Origin of the sequence: Pseudomonas sp. ICMP 460 (genome assembly GCF_002723595.1) — a bacterium.
Taxonomy (GTDB): Bacteria; Pseudomonadota; Gammaproteobacteria; order Pseudomonadales; family Pseudomonadaceae; genus Aquipseudomonas; species Aquipseudomonas kitaguniensis.
The window spans coordinates 1-15,357 of sequence record NZ_LKBR01000023.1 but is presented as its reverse complement, the minus strand read 5'-3'; the positions used below and the strand labels follow the sequence as shown (position 1 = coordinate 15,357).

Sequence of the window (15,357 nt, the reverse complement as noted above, 5' to 3'; positions counted from 1 at the left end):
CGCTTTCGCGAGCAAGCTCGCTCCCACATGGGGAGTGTGTTGCAGTTAAAAATGTGGGAGGGGGCTTGCTCCCGATAGCGGTGTATCAGTCGCCGGGTGTGGTGGCTGAACTGCCGCATTCGCGAGCAAGCCCGCTCCCACAGTTGGAGTGTGTTGCCAGGTTGGATCTACGCTTTGCGCCACACGCTGGCCAGCCACGGTTGTTGCTCACGCGGCAACCCGGCTGGCCGGTAGTAATGCTCCAACTCTTCAAATCCAGCATCGGTCAGCAGCGCCTGCCACGCCTCAAGATCGTGATAAGACCCATACCGCGGTCCATTCCAGCCTTCCTGGTTTTCACCGCGAGGGTTTGAACTGAACAGCACGCCGCCGGGCTTCAACGCCCCATGCAGTTGCTTGAGAATGCGCGGCAATTCCTGCTTGGGAATATGAAACAACACCGCATTGGCAAACACCCCGTCAAAGCGCTCGGCAGGCAGGTCCAGCTTCAAGAAATCTTGCCACAACACCTCACAGCCACTGTCTTCGCGCGCCATCTGCGCAAAGCGCTCCGAGCCATCAAGCCCCACGGCCACATGCCCCATGCGCGTAAACGTCTGCAAATCCCGCCCCGGCCCACAGCCGAAATCCAGCACAGTAAACGGCGCCGAGCCCTGGATATGCCGCAGCAGGGCGTCGATGTTCTGGCTCACATCGTGATCGCGGGTGCCTTCACGGAAATCCTCGGCCACCTCGTTGTAGTGGCCGAGGGTGGTGGAGGTGATCTGGTTAAGGTCGTCGGGCTTGAGGGTCATAACGGGTAATACCGGGCGTTGGAATCGCCCGACTATACCTCACGCCGCCCTGCAATCAGTTGAAAGCCGTTTAGCCGGTGTAGGGCGATTCGCTGCATTTGACGGGGCGGCGTCTGACATCGGCAGTTGCAAAATTTGAGTAACATCTGGCCCTCACGTTAAGAGGGGCTTACAGCCATGGAGCAGATGCCATTCCCACCGCAAGACACCACTGATGCGTCAGCCGCCGAGCCCAAAAAAATTGACCGATACGCTACCCAACTAAGCAGTGGGCTGTTGTGGCTCAATGAGCGCGCCTGGCCTCTGGCTGTAGGGATTTTGTCGGTGGCAGGCCTGTATTTGTACCAGTACATCCAGGTGGAAAAAGTACCGTTGAGTATTTTTTCGCCGGCCGCGTTCACTGCATTACCGGCGATGTTCGCCATGTTGGTATTTGTGATCGGCATGATGGGCGCATCGATCCTGCTACCCACGTTCATCTTGTTTCATCGCCTGAACGACCAGGGCGCGCGCCTCAGCGATCAACTCAACCTCAGACCGGAAACACCGGAACTGAGGGCCCGGCACCGCCGGTTGTTACTGCGCTGGGCGGCGGGTGTGGGAGTACTCGGGGGGTTCTGGATGTTTGCGGTGTATATGTCAGAGAACATCGACAGTGGGGTTTTGCTGACGGTGGGTTGGACAGTAGCGACCGCTGGAGCGGTAATGGCCTATGTCGGGATCATTATCAGTGCCCTGCCGGCCCAGGTTGCAGTGCGTGACGTATCGGCTGGGTTCTGGGTGGCGAGTGTCAGTGCCGGCTTCATTCAGATGCTGGTTATTCTTATGGTGACGGTGCCGGTGTCGCGGGCTTTCGGTGAGTATTCCAATAGCGCCTTACTCTTTGCGCCTTTCATGGCGGCAGAACTGGCGGTTCTGTTTGTGATTCAGGGCGGTGGCGCGTGTTTGATGGTACGCATGAGCGATCACAAGAACCCGGTCGCGGCGGCGTCACTGGCCGCGATGGCGCTTCTTGTCTTTCTCGGCTTGATCCCTGAAACGGGCGCCAAGTTTGGAGGGCTGGCTCTGCAAGCCTCCGCATCCGGCGGGCGGATGTGTACGCTCATGACCTGGACGGCCGAAGCCAACGTCCCCAGCCTGCTAGTGGACGCGCAGAGCCGCACGCGCAGCATAAAACTGCGCGTATTGGCAGATGCGGACGGCAGCTACATTGTGCGTCCATGGCAGGCCAAAGAAAAAACCGTGACTTTCGTGCCCCATTCCAGTGTCACGCAATTGGATGACTGCCCGCCACGCTGAGTGGGTTTGGTGGACAGTTGGTAGTCAGGGGGCAATCCCCTGGCACCCCTCAGCGCTTGTTCAGCACCCGCGCCAGACGATCGCCGCCCAGCTGAATCACCGCCACCAGAATCACCAGCAGCACAATCACCGTCAGCATGATCTGCGTATCAAACCGCTGATAGCCATAGCGGTAGGCGATGTCGCCCAAGCCGCCGGCGCCAATCGCCCCGGCCATGGCCGATGAGTTGATCATCGTCACCAAGGTAATCGTGAACCCGCCGACGATGCCCGGCAGTGCTTCCGGCAACAGCACATGCCAGATGATGTGCCAGCGGCGGCAGCCCATGGCTTGTGCGGCTTCGATCAAACCGTGGTCGACTTCGCGCAAACTCACTTCGGCAATTCGCGCAAAAAACGGCGTGGCGGCGATGGTCAGTGGCACCACGGCGGCCCACACGCCGTAGGTGGTGCCGACGATCAGCCGGGTAAACGGGATCAGCGCAACCATCAAAATCAGGAAGGGTATGGAGCGGAACAGATTGACGAACGCCCCCAGCACGCGGTTCAGCGCCGGCGCTTGGTAGATGCCGCCCTTGTCGCTGGTGACCAGGAACACCGCCAGCGGAATCCCCACCAGCAGCGCGATCAGTGATGACACACCGACCATCAACAAGGTGTCGATGGCGCCCTGTAATAAACGATCAAACCACATAGCCCAGCACCTCCACCTGTTGTGCCCAGCGCCCGGCAAGGCTGCGCAGTTGTTCGGCATTCTGCGGCGAGCCATTTACCGCCAGCAGCAATTGCCCCAAGGCGTGCCCTTGAATCCGTTCCACACCGCCTTGCAGCAACCGCACGCGCCCGCCGAGGGCGCTGAACAGTGCGGCCAGGTCTGGCTCGTCGGTAGCGCTGCCGGTGAACTGCAAGCGCAGCACCACGGCGGCCTTGGTCGACGCCGCGGTGGCCTGCAAACGGTTTTGCAGCTCTGGCGGCAACGCCTGTTGCAGCGGCGCCAGCAGGGTTTTACTGACCGCGTGCTGCGGGTTGCCGAACACTTGCCACACCGGGCCTTGCTCGACGATGCGCCCGTGTTCGAGCACCACCACGCGGTCGCAGATGTCTCGAATCACCGCCATCTCATGGGTGATCAACACGATGGTCAGGCCCAGGCGTTGGTTGATCTCGCGCAGCAAGCCGAGTATCGACTGGGTGGTCTCCGGGTCGAGGGCCGACGTGGCCTCGTCGCAGAGCAAAATCTGTGGGTCGTGCACCAGCGAGCGGGCGATGCCGACGCGCTGTTTTTGCCCGCCGGACAGCTGCGCCGGGTAGGCCTTGTGTTTGTCTTGCAAGCCGACCAGTTCGAGCAGCTCACGCACCTTTTGCTCGCGTTGCGGCTTGGGCACGCCGGCCACTTTCAGCGGCAATTCGACGTTCTGCCAGACGGTCTTGGCCGACATCAGATTGAAGTGCTGGAAGATCATGCCGATGCGCCGACGCAGCGCCACCAGGCGGTCTTCGTCGAAGTCGCCGATGTCCACCTGATCGATCAACACCCGCCCGCTGCTCGGTTGTTCGAGGCGGTTGATGGTACGGATCAACGAGGATTTACCGGCGCCGCTGCGGCCGATGATGCCGAATACTTCGCCGTGCTGAACCGCCAGGTCGATGCCTTGCAAGGCCTGCACACGGCCGTCGTAAGTCTTGCCCACATTGATAAAACGCAGGTGGGCGTGGTTCAAATCCGCGTGCAGTTCTGCCTGCTCAGCGGTTCTGGGCGGTAAGCCCAGGTCGCGTAGCTGGTCACGTAGTTGAGAGTCGGCGGCGGTCATTTTTTATCTTCCCAGCCGACTTGGTAGAGCGTGCCGAGGGATTTATCCAACGCGGCGCGCACCACCGGCGAGTGCTGGTAGATGTCGACGAACTTGATCACGCGCGGGTCGGTTTTGCTTTTCGGCTGGATCACGAACTGGATCACGTATTCCGGGTGGTCGAGGCCGTCAAACAGCAGCGCCGACTCGGCATCAAAGGTCTTCGACAGGCGGATATACGCCGGGTAGCCCTGCACCAGGTCTGCATCGTCGTAGGCGCGCACCAGTTGCACCGCTTCCACTTGCAGGATCTTGAGCTTCTTCGGGTTGGCCACGATGTCTTCTTCGGTGGCCTTGTAGCCCACGCCCGGCTTGAGCGTGATCAAACCGGCCTTGGCCAGCAGTTGCAAGCCGCGACCGCTGTTGATCGGGTCGTTGGCAATCGCCACGCTGGCGCCTTGTGGCAGGTCGTTGAGGTTTTTGTACTGCTTGGAATACAGCCCGACGTTGTTGATGATGCCGGGCGCGTAGGGCACCAGGTCAAAGCCGGCAGCGGCCTTGGCATTTTCAAGGAACGGGATGTGCTGGAAGTAGTTCACATCGATGTCGCCAGCGGCCAGGCTGACGTTGGGCGCGATCCAGTCGGTGAATTCCACCAGCTCGACTTTCAGGCCTTGTTTGCCGGCCTCTTCAACGGCGGCTTCCAGCGGGATCGCGAAGGCGGCGGTGGTACCGACTTTCAGCGGTGCGTCGGCGGCGAACAGCGCCGAGCTGAATAAACCGAGGGCCAGGGCCAGTGCTTTGACTGGGTGGGTGAGCAGGGTCTTTTTCATAATCGAGTTCCAGTCATAAGGTGTTGGAGCACACAGTGAGGATCTAATGTGGGAGCAAGCCCCCTCGCACATTTTTGATCAGTGCCGGTAGGTGGAGCCGGTGTGTTGTTCGGGCAGGCGGGCGCTGCCATGGAAGACTTTTTCGCGCAAGGTGCCTGCCTCATAGGCGGTTTTGTACGACCCGCGCCGCTGCAACTCCGGTACCACCAGATCAATGAAATCCACGTAGCTTTCCGGCGTGACAATGCGCGTGAGGTTGAAGCCGTCCAGGCCGGTTTCGTTGATCCACGATTCCAGCTCATCGGCGACCTGTTCGGGTGAGCCCACCAAGGTGATATAGCGCCCGCCCAGCGCGTGCTGTTCGAGCAACTTGCGGCGGGTCCAGTCGTTGTTCTGCAAGTTCTGGGTCGCCGACTGGATAGCATTGCTCTTCACGTACTGGATCGGTTCGTCCAGTGCGTACTGCGCAAAATCAATCGCCGTGGATGCCGAAAAGTGCGCCACACCGGCTTCCGCGCTGGCGTAGCTGAGGTACTCGGCGTGCTTGGCCCAGGCCAACGCTTCGGTGGCGCCAACGATGACGTTGAGGCCCATGAACACCTTGATGTCATCCGCGTTGCGCCCGGCCTCGACTGCGCTGGCGCGCACCTTGTCCACCTGCGCCTTGGTCGACGCCTTGTTCTGGCCGCTGATGAATACGCACTCGGCATGCTGCCCGGCGAACAGCAAGCCACGCTCCGAACTGCCGGCCTGGAACAGCACCGGCGTACGCTGCGGCGACGGCTCGCAGAGGTGATAACCCTCCACCTGGTAAAACTCGCCGTGGTGTTCGACCTTGTGCACCTTGCCCGGCTGGGCGTAAACCCGCGCCTGTGGGTCGTTGAGCACCGCGTCGTCTTCCCAGCTGCCTTCCCAGAGTTTGTACAGCACCTGCAGGTATTCATCGGCCTGGTCATAGCGCCGGTCATGCTCGACCTGTTCTGTGAGGCCCATGGCCTTGGCGGCGCTGTCGAGGTAGCCGGTGACGATGTTCCAGCCGACCCGGCCACGGCTCAGGTGGTCAAGCGTGGACATGCGCCGCGCGAACAGATACGGCGGCTCATAGGTGAGGTTGGCGGTCAGGCCGAAGCCGAGGTTTTTGGTCACCGCGGCCATTGCCGACACCAGCAACAGCGGGTCGTTGACCGGCAGTTGGATCGACTCTTTGAGCGGCACATCAATGGCGTTCTGGTACACGTCATACACGCCGACGATGTCGGCGATGAACAAACCGTCGAACAGCCCGCGCTCCAGGGTTTGCGCCAGTTCGGTCCAGTACTCGACGGTTTTGTACTGCGTCGAAGTGTCCCGTGGGTGGGTCCACAAGCCGTGGTTGATATGCCCGATGCAGTTCATGTTGAAGGCATTCAGCAGGATTTTTTTCTTGGCCATTCAGAGAGTCCCCCGCAGCGGCGGGTTTTCATCATTCAGGTAGTAATTGCCCACCGCGTGGTACTTCCAGCGCACCGGGTCGTGCAGGGTGTGCACGCGGGCGTTGCGCCAGTGGCGGTCGAGGCCGTGTTCGGCCAAGGTCGCCTGGCTGCCGGCCAACTCGAACAAGGTGCTGCCGGCGGCCAGGGAAATTTCGGTGCTCAAGGCGCGCACTTCGGCGACGGCGATGGACGCCGCCGCGACCGTTTGGGCGTTACTCTCGGCCTGGGCGCGGTCGAGGAACTCGCCTGCGCGCTCAAGCAAGGCTTCGGCGGCGTGCAGGCGGATGCTCAGGTGGCCGACGCTTTTCAGGGTCAGTGGGTCTTCGGTTGCCTTGTCGTTGCCGGAGTCGATCCACGGGCGAGTCTTGGTGCGCACAAAGTGCAGCGCATCTTCAAAGGCGGCGCGGGCGATGCCGGTGTCGATGGCGGCGTGCAGAATCTGCGCGAGTGGGCCGACGGTGGTCGGGCGTTCGAAGGCGCTCTGGAACGGAATCACATCTTGGGCGGCCACCCACACGTTATCGAACACCACCGAGCCGCTGCCGGTGGTGCGCTGGCCGAAGCCGCTCCAGTCGTCGATCACACTCAGGCCTGCGCTTTCGCGAGGCACAAAGGCCAGTTGCTGCACGCCGTGTTCATCCACCACGGAGGTGGGGATGCGCTGCGCGTAAATCGCGCCCGTAGCGTAGAACTTGCGGCCGTTGATGCGAAAACCATCGCCGTCGCGGGTGAGTGAGGTCACGCGGTCGTGGGCGGTCTTGGTGCCCAGTTCCGCCAAGGCGTTGCCGAACCGCTGACCGGCCAGCACCTCGGCGTACAGGCGCTGTTGCTGAGCCGGGCTGCCGTTTACGCGCAGCACTTCCAGGGCATAAAAATGGTTTTGCGGGATCTGGCCCAGCGACGCATCCGCCTGCGCAATCAGCGCAATCACTTTGGCCAGGGTGACGTTGGACACACCGGCGCCGCCGTGTTCTTTGGGCACGCTGATGCCCCACAGGCCGGAGCGGGAGAACACGTCCAGCTCAGGCAAGGGCAGGCGGCGTTCGCGGTCACGCTGGGCGCTGTCGCGGCGAAAATCTTCGGCCAGGTCACTGGCGACAATAAGGGCGTGTTCATCGCTGGTAATAACCGCGACGTTCGGGGAAAAAGTCATGCGTTTCTCCAGAAGACTGGTCGGTTAAATCCAGGAGTGGCGAGCGGGTAACGTGCCGTTCAGGCGGTAGGCGCCGACTGCGTGATACTTCCAGCGCACCGGGTCGTGCAGCGTGTGCACGCGCGCATTACGCCAATGGCGGTCGAGGTTGAATTCGGCGAGGGTCGCGCGGCTGCCGGCCAGTTCGAAGAGTTTTTCGCTGACCAGCAACGACACTTCGGTGGTCAGCACTTTCGCTTCTGCCACGGCAATCGATGCGCGCGCGGCGGATTGCGCGGTGATCGGCGCAGCACTGACTTCGTCGAGCACTTTACCGGCCTTGCGCAACAGGGCTTCGGCGGCATGCAGTTCGATTTTCAACTTGCCAATATCGGCGATCACATACAGGTCATCACTCGCGCGCTCGACCTTGGCGTCGATCCACGGGCGTGAGCGTTCACGCACGAAGGCGATGGTGTCATCAAGGGCGCCACGCGCGATGCCCGCGTCGATGGCGGCCTGAATCAACTGCGAGACGGCGCCCTGGATATTCGGGCTTTCGCCGATGCGCCAGTTTTCGACCAGCAGCTCGCCGTCCACCGCCACCTGGTCCAACAGCACCGTGCCGCTGGCCGTGGTGCGTTGGCCAAAGCCCGACCAGTCATCCACGATGCGCAGGCCTTCGCTGCCACGGCGTACAAACGCCATGACTTGTTTGCCGTCAGCGTTGAGTGCCTTGATTGCAACCCAGTGCGCGAACAGTGCGCCGGTTGAGTAAAATTTCTGGCCGCTGACCACATAACCGTCACCGTCTGCGCTGATACGCGCCTTCAGCTCCAGGGTGTTCTTGGTGCCGCGTTCCGGGCCACCGTTACCAATGCGCCAACCGTCGAGCACGCTTTGGAACAGCTGCTTTTTCTGGCGCTCGGTGGCGCAGCCTTGCAACAGGTACAGGATGCCGAAATGGTTCTGCGGGATTTGGCCAAGGGCCGGGTCGGCTGCGCTGATAATCGCGAACACGTCAGCCAGGGTCACGAAAGACACTTGCGGGCCGCCGTATTCACGGGGAATGGAAATACTGCCGAGCCCGCTGCGGGTGAACTGCTCGATCTGCGCCCAGGGCAGTTTGCGCTGCTGGTCGCGCTTGGCCGCTTGCAGGCGTGCAGCCTGTGCCAACTCCACGGCTGCGCTCAACGCTTGGGCGTCGTCGCGCAGCACGCTGGCCGGCAATAAAAGTGGGGCTACATCCAAGTCACTTTGGGGGAGTGTTACAGCCACGTTAGACATCAGCGCCGCTCCTTGGCTGCACGTAATGCCCTGGCGTTACGCACCGGGGTAATTTTGATCATACCGACCTCGCATTCAATGAAATAAAAACAGAAAAATCAGAGATGTCCGGTGGTCCGGTGCATATACCCTAGGCGTGTTAAATCTTTAAATAAACTAACTTTTAGGAATATGCATAGACCGGCGATCACCCGGGCTCGCAAGGCGAACCGGGGTGACGCGGTTGGTAGGTAGCCGCGGCCCCGGCCGTGCGGGCTGGCGTCTGTGGCGAGCAGGCGGCGATGTTCAGGGCGCGCATCGGTGCCCAGCGTGAATTATTGCCGACGCGGTCGAGAATGCAGTAGGTCACCTCCAGGCGCGTGTCGTCGCCTGCTTCGACAATCAACGCCGAGGGCACCCACACCTGCACCGGCAGGCCGACGCCACTGGCCTGGATTATCGGCAGGTCCATGCGCACATCACCCCAGCGCAGGGTAATGGCGTCGCCTGTTGCCATGCCCCAATAGGGCTCGATGGTCAGCGGAATACCTCGTCGTACCTGGCGACTGTTGACGCCGTAACGCCCGATGGTTTCGGGCAGGCTCACACGGTTGAGGTTCTGGTTTTCGTCGCAGTTTTCAGTGTTGAGCGGCGCCGCAAGCTGGCCGCCTGGGCAGTCGGTTTTCACCTGCACGCAGGCTACCGCCGAACGTGCCGGCGCGTAGCCTACTTGCAGGACGTGGTAGTGCACGCGTGCCGAGCCATCCTGCACAAAACTTTGCGGGACGCGCAGGCGTGTCGGCGTGCCCACTTTGCACGCGGTAATCCGACGCGAGTCGGCAAAGCAGTTGTTCCAGAACAGCTCGATCAGGTCGCCTTCCTCCATGCCGGGGTAGGGGCCTATGTCCACCTGCAGTTGGGCGGCGGCGAGCGCATTGATGCCGTGTCGATTAGCCTGGGGCAAGGTCGGTGCGGTGAGCATGGCCGGGGTTGCAGTGCGCGTCATCAGTAATCTCCTTTATGCAGCCAGCAGCAATCGTTCCGGCGCCCGAGGCGCAGTGGTGCGCGGGGTGCCGAAAGGAACGATTCAGTGAGTAGCCGGGATGGGATCCAATCCTCTGGACGCTAGATAAGAGGGTTGGCCGCGGGGCGTCAATGGCGGCAAAGGGCTAAACGGCGGGTTGAAGCAAATTCAGAAGGGTCTGACTGGCGGGGGGATTTTTGCGGGGTTGGGGCAGGGTGATTTACCGGTGGCTAATGAGCACGCCCTGTAGGAACGCAGCTCACTGTGCGTGGTTAGCTCAAAAGCGCTTTTTGGCGTGCGCGGGCTTGCTCGCGATGCAGGCATCTCGGACCATCAGGCACGCTCGGTTGATGCCATCGCGAGCAAGCCCGCTCCCACAGTTGACCAGTCCCGGCCATAAAGCTGTTGCGCGCTAATGCGCTAAAAACTTGCTCAAGAACTGCCGGGTGCGCTCTTCCTTGGGGTTGGCAAACAGCGCCTTGGCGTCGCCCTGTTCGACGATCACGCCCTTGTCGAAGAAGACCACCCGGTTGGCTACATCACGCGCAAAACTCATCTCGTGGGTGACGATGACCATGGTGCGGTTTTCTTCGGCGAGGCTACGGATGGTCGCCAGTACTTCGCCAACCAGTTCCGGGTCGAGGGCCGAGGTCGGCTCGTCAAAAAGAATCACCTCCGGCTCCATGGCCAACGCACGGGCAATCGCCACACGCTGTTGCTGGCCACCGGACAAACGCCGCGGGTACGACGCCTCCTTGCCCGCCAGGCCAACCCTGGCCAGCAGTTTGCGGCCCAGCGCATCTGCCGCTTCGCGCGGCATCTTCTTGACCACGATCGGGCCTTCGATGACGTTTTCCAGCGCGGTGCGGTGCGGGAACAGGTTGAAGTTCTGGAACACAAAACCCACGTGCTGGCGCAAGCGCCGTACCAGGCCTTGTTGCTGGTTGAGCGGCTTGCTGCTGTCGATCTCGATGTCACCGACCTTGATGCGGCCGCTGGTGGGCTCTTCAAGAAAATTCAGGCAGCGCAGAAAGGTGGTTTTGCCGGAACCACTGGGGCCAATGATGGCGACAACTTCGCCCGCCTTGACCTCAAGGTCGATGCCGTTGAGTACCACCTGACCGTTGAATTGTTTGGTCAGTTTTTCAACCACGATCATGCTTCAAGACTCCAGGTCATGCCGGTTGACCCGGTCTTCCAGGCGATTTTGAAAATGCGCCAGGATGCTCGCCAAGACCCAGTAGATCAGGGCGGCGGAGAGGTACATGGTGAAAATTTCGAAGGTCCGTGCAGACACCAACTGAGCTTGGCGAAACAGCTCGGGCACCTGGATGGTGGCGGCCAGCGCCGTGTCCTTGACCAGCGAAATAAAGCTGTTGCCCAACGGCGGCAACGCGGTGCGCATGGCCTGCGGCAGGATGGCCCGGCGCAGGGTCTGCGCACGGGTCATGCCGATACTGGCGGCGGCTTCCCACTGGCCGCGCTCGATGGAGCTGATCGCGGCCCGCAGGATTTCACAGGCATACGCCGCCATGTTCAGCGAAAAACCGATCATGGCGGCTGGAATCGGGTCCAGCTCGATGCCCACTTGCGGTAAGCCGTAGTAGATCAGGAACAGCTGCACCAGCAAGGGCGTGCCGCGAAAGAACGACACGTAGACGCGCGCGATCCAGGTGAACGGCTTGAAGCGCGACAAGCGCATCAAGGCCAGGCCGAAGCCCAGCAGCGAGCCAAACAGCATGCCGCCGAGGCTGAGAATCACCGTGTAGTACGCGCCCTTGAGCAGAAAGGGCGCGGAGTCCAGCGCGAGTTGAAAACCTGCTTCCATTATTGAGTGACGTCAGCGTTGAAGTATTTCTCGGAGAGCTTCTTCAAGGTGCCATCGGCACGCAGTTCGTCGATAGCTTTGTTCACCGCGGCGAGCAACTCAGGGTCGCCTTTGCGCAGCGCAACACCGGCTTCCTGACGCGAGAAGGCGTCGCCTGCAGCGGCGGTGTCCGGGGCTTTTTTGGCGTATTCCAGCGCGGCCAGGCGGTCGATCAGAATGGCGTCGATGCGGCCGATACGCAGGTCCTGGAACTTGGTTGGGTCATCGTTATAGGTCTTGATAATGGCTTTAGGCTGGTTTTCCTTGAGCCATTGTTCGTAGTTGGTGCCCAGGCCTACACCGATCTTTTTGCCCGCCAGGTCGTTGGCGCTCTTGATCGAATCGACGTTCTTTTTCAGAACCAGCGCCTGAATACCGGAGACGGTGTAGGGCTGGGAGAAGTCGTACTTTTTCTTGCGCTCCTCGGAGATCGTCACCTGGTTGATCACAGCGTCCAGGCGCTTGGATTCCAGGGCGGCGAGGATGCCGTCCCACGGGGTGGCGCTGAGCTTGACCTTGACGCCGAGCTTCTTGGCCAGCGCTTCGGACAACTCGACTTCGAAACCGGTGAGCTTGCCGTCTTCACCGACGAAGCTGAACGGTGGGTAAGTGCCTTCCAGGCCAACCTTGAGCTCGCCGGCCTTTTTGATCGAGTCCAACTGCTCGCCGGCAACCGCCTGGCCCATCCAACCCGCACCCAGCGCCAGGCCCAATGTTCCCACCAGCAACGTGCGACGCAATACTGAAATAGTCATGAACAGCCTCTGTGTTTTTTAGGTTGAGCGGATGCGGTACTCGTATCCTGCCTTAAAGCGCGGTCGGCGTCTTCGCCTGCGGCGCGACTATAAAGCCAGTTCCTAAGACTTGAAAATAATATAAATATAATTTGATATTCCATTTTAGAATATCTCACCGATCCATTGTGGGAGCGGGCTTGCTCGCGATAGCGCTGTGTCAGTTGAAAAATAGCTACCTGACACCGCGCAATCGCGAGCAACCCTGCTTCCACATTTTGATCTGCGTTTATTCAATTGAACGCCGAATCATACGCAAACAGCGCCGGCGCCCCGCCGGTGTGCAGAAAAAGGATCGGGCCGTTCTCAAACCGCTGACGCCCGATGCCATCCAGCAAACCCGCCATGGCCTTGCCAGTGTAGACCGGGTCTAACAGCAGGCCCTCCTGACTGGCCAGCAGTTTGACAGCCGCCAAGGTGCCGGCGTTCGGCTCGCCGTAGCGCGGGCCGAAGTATTCGTCCCACAAAATCACTTTGAACGCCTCGGGCACGTCCACGCCCAGCAACTCGGCGGTGCGTTCGGCCAGGCCCTGCACTTTCGGGCGCTGGGCCTCGTCGGTGCGCGACACGGTCACGCCGATTACCGGCAAATTCGGCAGCACCTCACTCAGCGCCAATGCCAGCCCGCTGTGAGTGCCCGCACTGCCGGAGGCCAGCACCACGGCGGCGAATTGAATGCCGCTGTCTTCGATCTGCCCGGCCAGTTCCAGCCCGGCGCGCACATAACCCAGCGCACCGAGTGCGTTCGAGCCGCCAATCGGCACCAGGTACGGTTTTTTACCGTTGCTGCGCAGGCGGTCGGCGACGGCGTTGAGTTGCTCGTCGACGTTGTCGAGGTTTTCGACCCGTTCAACCTTGGCGTCGAACAGCTCCAGCAGCAGGCGGTTGCCGTTGCCCAAGTAGCTGGGGTCTTCGGTGCCGGTGGGGTTTTCCAGCAGCGCAACGCAGCCCATGCCGAGCCTGGCCGCGAGGGCGGCGGTCTGGCGTACGTGGTTGGACTGGATGGCGCCGGCGGTCACCAGGGTGTCGGCACCTTGGGCGATGGCATCGGCGGCCAGGTATTCGAGTTTGCGCAGCTTGTTGCCGCCCATGGCCAAGGGCGTCGTATCGTCGCGTTTGACGTAAATGTCCCTGCCCAACCAGGCCGACAGCCGCTCGAGCTTTTCCAGGGCAGTGGCGCCGCCGAGCAGTTCCAGGCGGTTAAAACGGTCGAGCTGTTGTTTGATCATGGCTACGCACGGTGGCTAAGTGATGGGGCGACTATAGGCAGGCACTTTTCATCGGGCAACCGCCAATCCACTATGCGATTTGGTTATTTGCTCGGCATGATTGGTTATTAAGGCTGATGCATTGGCATGTCGTAAAGTAAGCGGCAATTTCATCTACAAGCTGCAAGTGACCCGCTCAAGTAAAAGCCAAGCTGCTTTTGCTTGCCGCTTTAAGCTTGCCGCTTACCACTACCGAAGGCCTCCCCTTGAGTGAGCGTTCCAGTCATTGGCAATTACACACCATCGTCAACGAACTGCGCGACGCCCGGGACCAGTGGCGAGCGCGCAATGGCCGTTTGAGTGGCGAGCACGGCGGGCGCGAATTACCCGCGCGTGAAGCGATGGCGCACATTCTTGAAGCGCTGTGCGGGGCGTTGTTTCCGATGCGCCTGGGGCCGGTGGACCTGCGTGAAGAAAGTGAAGACTTTTACGTCGGGCATACCCTCGACGTCGCCTTGAATGCCTTGCTCGGCCAGGCCCGCCTGGAGCTGCGTTACGCCGCACGCCAGGGCGGTAAAGATGACGTCGAAGTCGACGCGCTGGCCATCCGCTTGATTCAGGATTTCGCCCTGGCGCTGCCTTCACTGCGCAGCCTGCTCGACACCGACGTGTTGGCCGCCTATCACGGCGACCCGGCCGCGCGCAGTGTGGATGAGGTATTGCTGTGCTACCCGGGGATTCTGGCGGTGATTCACCATCGCCTCGCGCACCATCTGTACCGCGCCGGGTTGCCGCTGTTGGCGCGCATCAGCGCGGAGATTGCGCACTCGGCCACCGGTATTGATATTCACCCAGGCGCGCAAATCGGCCCGAGTTTCTTTATCGACCACGGCACGGGCGTGGTGATTGGCGAGACCGCGATCATTGGCGAGCGCGTGCGTATTTACCAGGCCGTGACGTTGGGCGCCAAGCGCTTCCCGGCGGATGAGGACGGGCAGTTGCAAAAGGGCCATCCCCGGCATCCGATTGTTGAGGATGACGTGGTGATCTACGCCGGGGCGACGATTTTGGGGCGCATTACCATAGGCAAGGGTTCGACGGTGGGCGGCAATGTGTGGCTTACCCGCAGTGTGCCAGCTGGGGCGAACATCACGCAGGCGAACCTGCAGCATGATGATGGGGCGCAAAAGTAGCGACTCAACACACATCCAATGTGGGAGGGAGCAAGCTCCCTCCTATTAAACTAAAAATAACCTATTGTTTTTGCTATTAAAATTTATTTGGGCTGGTGACTTTGGTCTTGGGTGCATATCCGTTACTGAGTTTATGGCTTATATCGGTTCCGCTCTTACAGCGGGTCACTTTTGAAAATCCGGAAGCCGGCCCAGTCAAAAGTAACCAAAGCGCTCTTGCCTCACCACTCGGCACCTCGCTCCGACATTACGCAGCGGGCCGCCGCGACGGGGCGTCCCTGCCCCGTCGCGTTCGGCCATCGTGGTTTAACGGGGCGCTTCTCAGATCAAGATCAAAATCACAAGCAGGCGGCCCGAAAGCCGACCCAATCCCCCAAGCAGAACTTGGTCAAACTGTGGGAGGGGGCTTGCTCCCGATGGCGGTGGGTCAGTCAACTCATGTATCAACTGTAAAACTGCTATCGGGAGCAAGCCCCCTCCCACAAAAAGCAAAAAAAGCAGATCTGCTGTGTATGCAAAACTGTCTTTTGATCTGCTTCAACCACTCAGGCCGGCTTCCGGGCCTTTCAAAAGCGACTCGCTGTAAGAGCCAGCCCTTTCAAGGTCTTTTGAGCTTAGCTGCCTTGAGTACCCGATCCGTCGACACGTGAGCATTCGCGGCTTTGCCTTCCAGCCACTCTTTGGG

Annotated in this window: 14 protein-coding genes; 2 read left to right on the top strand and 12 right to left on the bottom strand. The window is 60.7% G+C overall.

What is annotated here, in order from left to right:
- Window positions 1-167 precede the first annotated feature (167 nt).
- A complete protein-coding gene (locus tag AO240_RS16400; RefSeq protein ID WP_099237447.1) occupies window positions 168-794 on the bottom strand; it encodes a bifunctional 2-polyprenyl-6-hydroxyphenol methylase/3-demethylubiquinol 3-O-methyltransferase UbiG in 627 nt (208 codons plus the stop codon).
- A 177-nt stretch (window positions 795-971) separates the two neighbouring features.
- Between AO240_RS16400 and AO240_RS16395 the strand changes: the two genes are divergently transcribed.
- Window positions 972-2,093: a hypothetical protein gene (locus AO240_RS16395; protein WP_256585969.1), complete on the top strand. Its 1,122-nt coding sequence runs from the start codon at window positions 972-974 to the stop codon at window positions 2,091-2,093.
- Window positions 2,094-2,142: 49 nt separating this feature from the next.
- On the opposite strand, the gene AO240_RS16390 is transcribed toward AO240_RS16395, so the two are convergent.
- From AO240_RS16390 to AO240_RS16340, 11 genes are all read right to left on the bottom strand, one after another.
- On the bottom strand, window positions 2,143-2,787 hold the full coding sequence (locus AO240_RS16390; RefSeq protein ID WP_071482532.1) for a methionine ABC transporter permease: 645 nt from the start codon (window positions 2,785-2,787) through the stop codon (window positions 2,143-2,145).
- Window positions 2,777-3,904: a methionine ABC transporter ATP-binding protein gene (locus AO240_RS16385; RefSeq protein ID WP_099237445.1), complete on the bottom strand. Its 1,128-nt coding sequence runs from the start codon at window positions 3,902-3,904 to the stop codon at window positions 2,777-2,779. The genes AO240_RS16390 and AO240_RS16385 overlap by 11 nt, the downstream gene beginning before the upstream one ends.
- Window positions 3,901-4,716 (bottom strand): MetQ/NlpA family ABC transporter substrate-binding protein, encoded by an 816-nt coding sequence (locus AO240_RS16380; RefSeq protein ID WP_099237443.1) that lies wholly within the window; start codon window positions 4,714-4,716, stop codon window positions 3,901-3,903. The genes AO240_RS16385 and AO240_RS16380 overlap by 4 nt, the downstream gene beginning before the upstream one ends.
- Window positions 4,717-4,794: 78 nt before the next feature.
- Entirely contained in the window at window positions 4,795-6,147 is a 1,353-nt protein-coding gene (locus AO240_RS16375) for an LLM class flavin-dependent oxidoreductase (protein ID WP_099237441.1), read from the bottom strand.
- On the bottom strand, window positions 6,148-7,341 hold the full coding sequence (locus AO240_RS16370) for an SfnB family sulfur acquisition oxidoreductase (protein WP_099237439.1): 1,194 nt from the start codon (window positions 7,339-7,341) through the stop codon (window positions 6,148-6,150).
- 24 nt (window positions 7,342-7,365) lie between these two features.
- The gene (locus tag AO240_RS16365) at window positions 7,366-8,607 is read right to left on the bottom strand and encodes an SfnB family sulfur acquisition oxidoreductase (protein ID WP_099237437.1); all 1,242 of its coding nucleotides are present in this window, start codon (window positions 8,605-8,607) and stop codon (window positions 7,366-7,368) included.
- 187 nt (window positions 8,608-8,794) lie between these two features.
- Window positions 8,795-9,592, bottom strand: coding sequence for a hypothetical protein (locus tag AO240_RS16360; protein ID WP_099237435.1), 798 nt, complete (start codon window positions 9,590-9,592; stop codon window positions 8,795-8,797).
- A gap of 430 nt (window positions 9,593-10,022) precedes the next feature.
- Entirely contained in the window at window positions 10,023-10,769 is a 747-nt protein-coding gene (tcyN, locus tag AO240_RS16355) for an L-cystine ABC transporter ATP-binding protein TcyN (RefSeq protein ID WP_099237433.1), read from the bottom strand.
- A 3-nt stretch (window positions 10,770-10,772) separates the two neighbouring features.
- The gene (tcyL, locus tag AO240_RS16350) at window positions 10,773-11,438 is read right to left on the bottom strand and encodes a cystine ABC transporter permease (RefSeq protein WP_099237431.1); all 666 of its coding nucleotides are present in this window, start codon (window positions 11,436-11,438) and stop codon (window positions 10,773-10,775) included.
- Entirely contained in the window at window positions 11,438-12,232 is a 795-nt protein-coding gene (tcyJ, locus tag AO240_RS16345; RefSeq protein ID WP_058413072.1) for a cystine ABC transporter substrate-binding protein, read from the bottom strand. Before tcyJ ends, tcyL begins: the two co-directional genes overlap by 1 nt.
- 272 nt (window positions 12,233-12,504) lie before the next feature.
- Window positions 12,505-13,500, bottom strand: coding sequence for a D-cysteine desulfhydrase (locus tag AO240_RS16340; RefSeq protein WP_099237429.1), 996 nt, complete (start codon window positions 13,498-13,500; stop codon window positions 12,505-12,507).
- 245 nt (window positions 13,501-13,745) lie between these two features.
- Here AO240_RS16340 and epsC point away from each other — a divergent pair, with 245 nt between their 5' ends.
- Entirely contained in the window at window positions 13,746-14,672 is a 927-nt protein-coding gene (epsC, locus tag AO240_RS16335) for a serine O-acetyltransferase EpsC (protein WP_099237427.1), read from the top strand.
- Window positions 14,673-15,357: the final 685 nt, after the last annotated feature.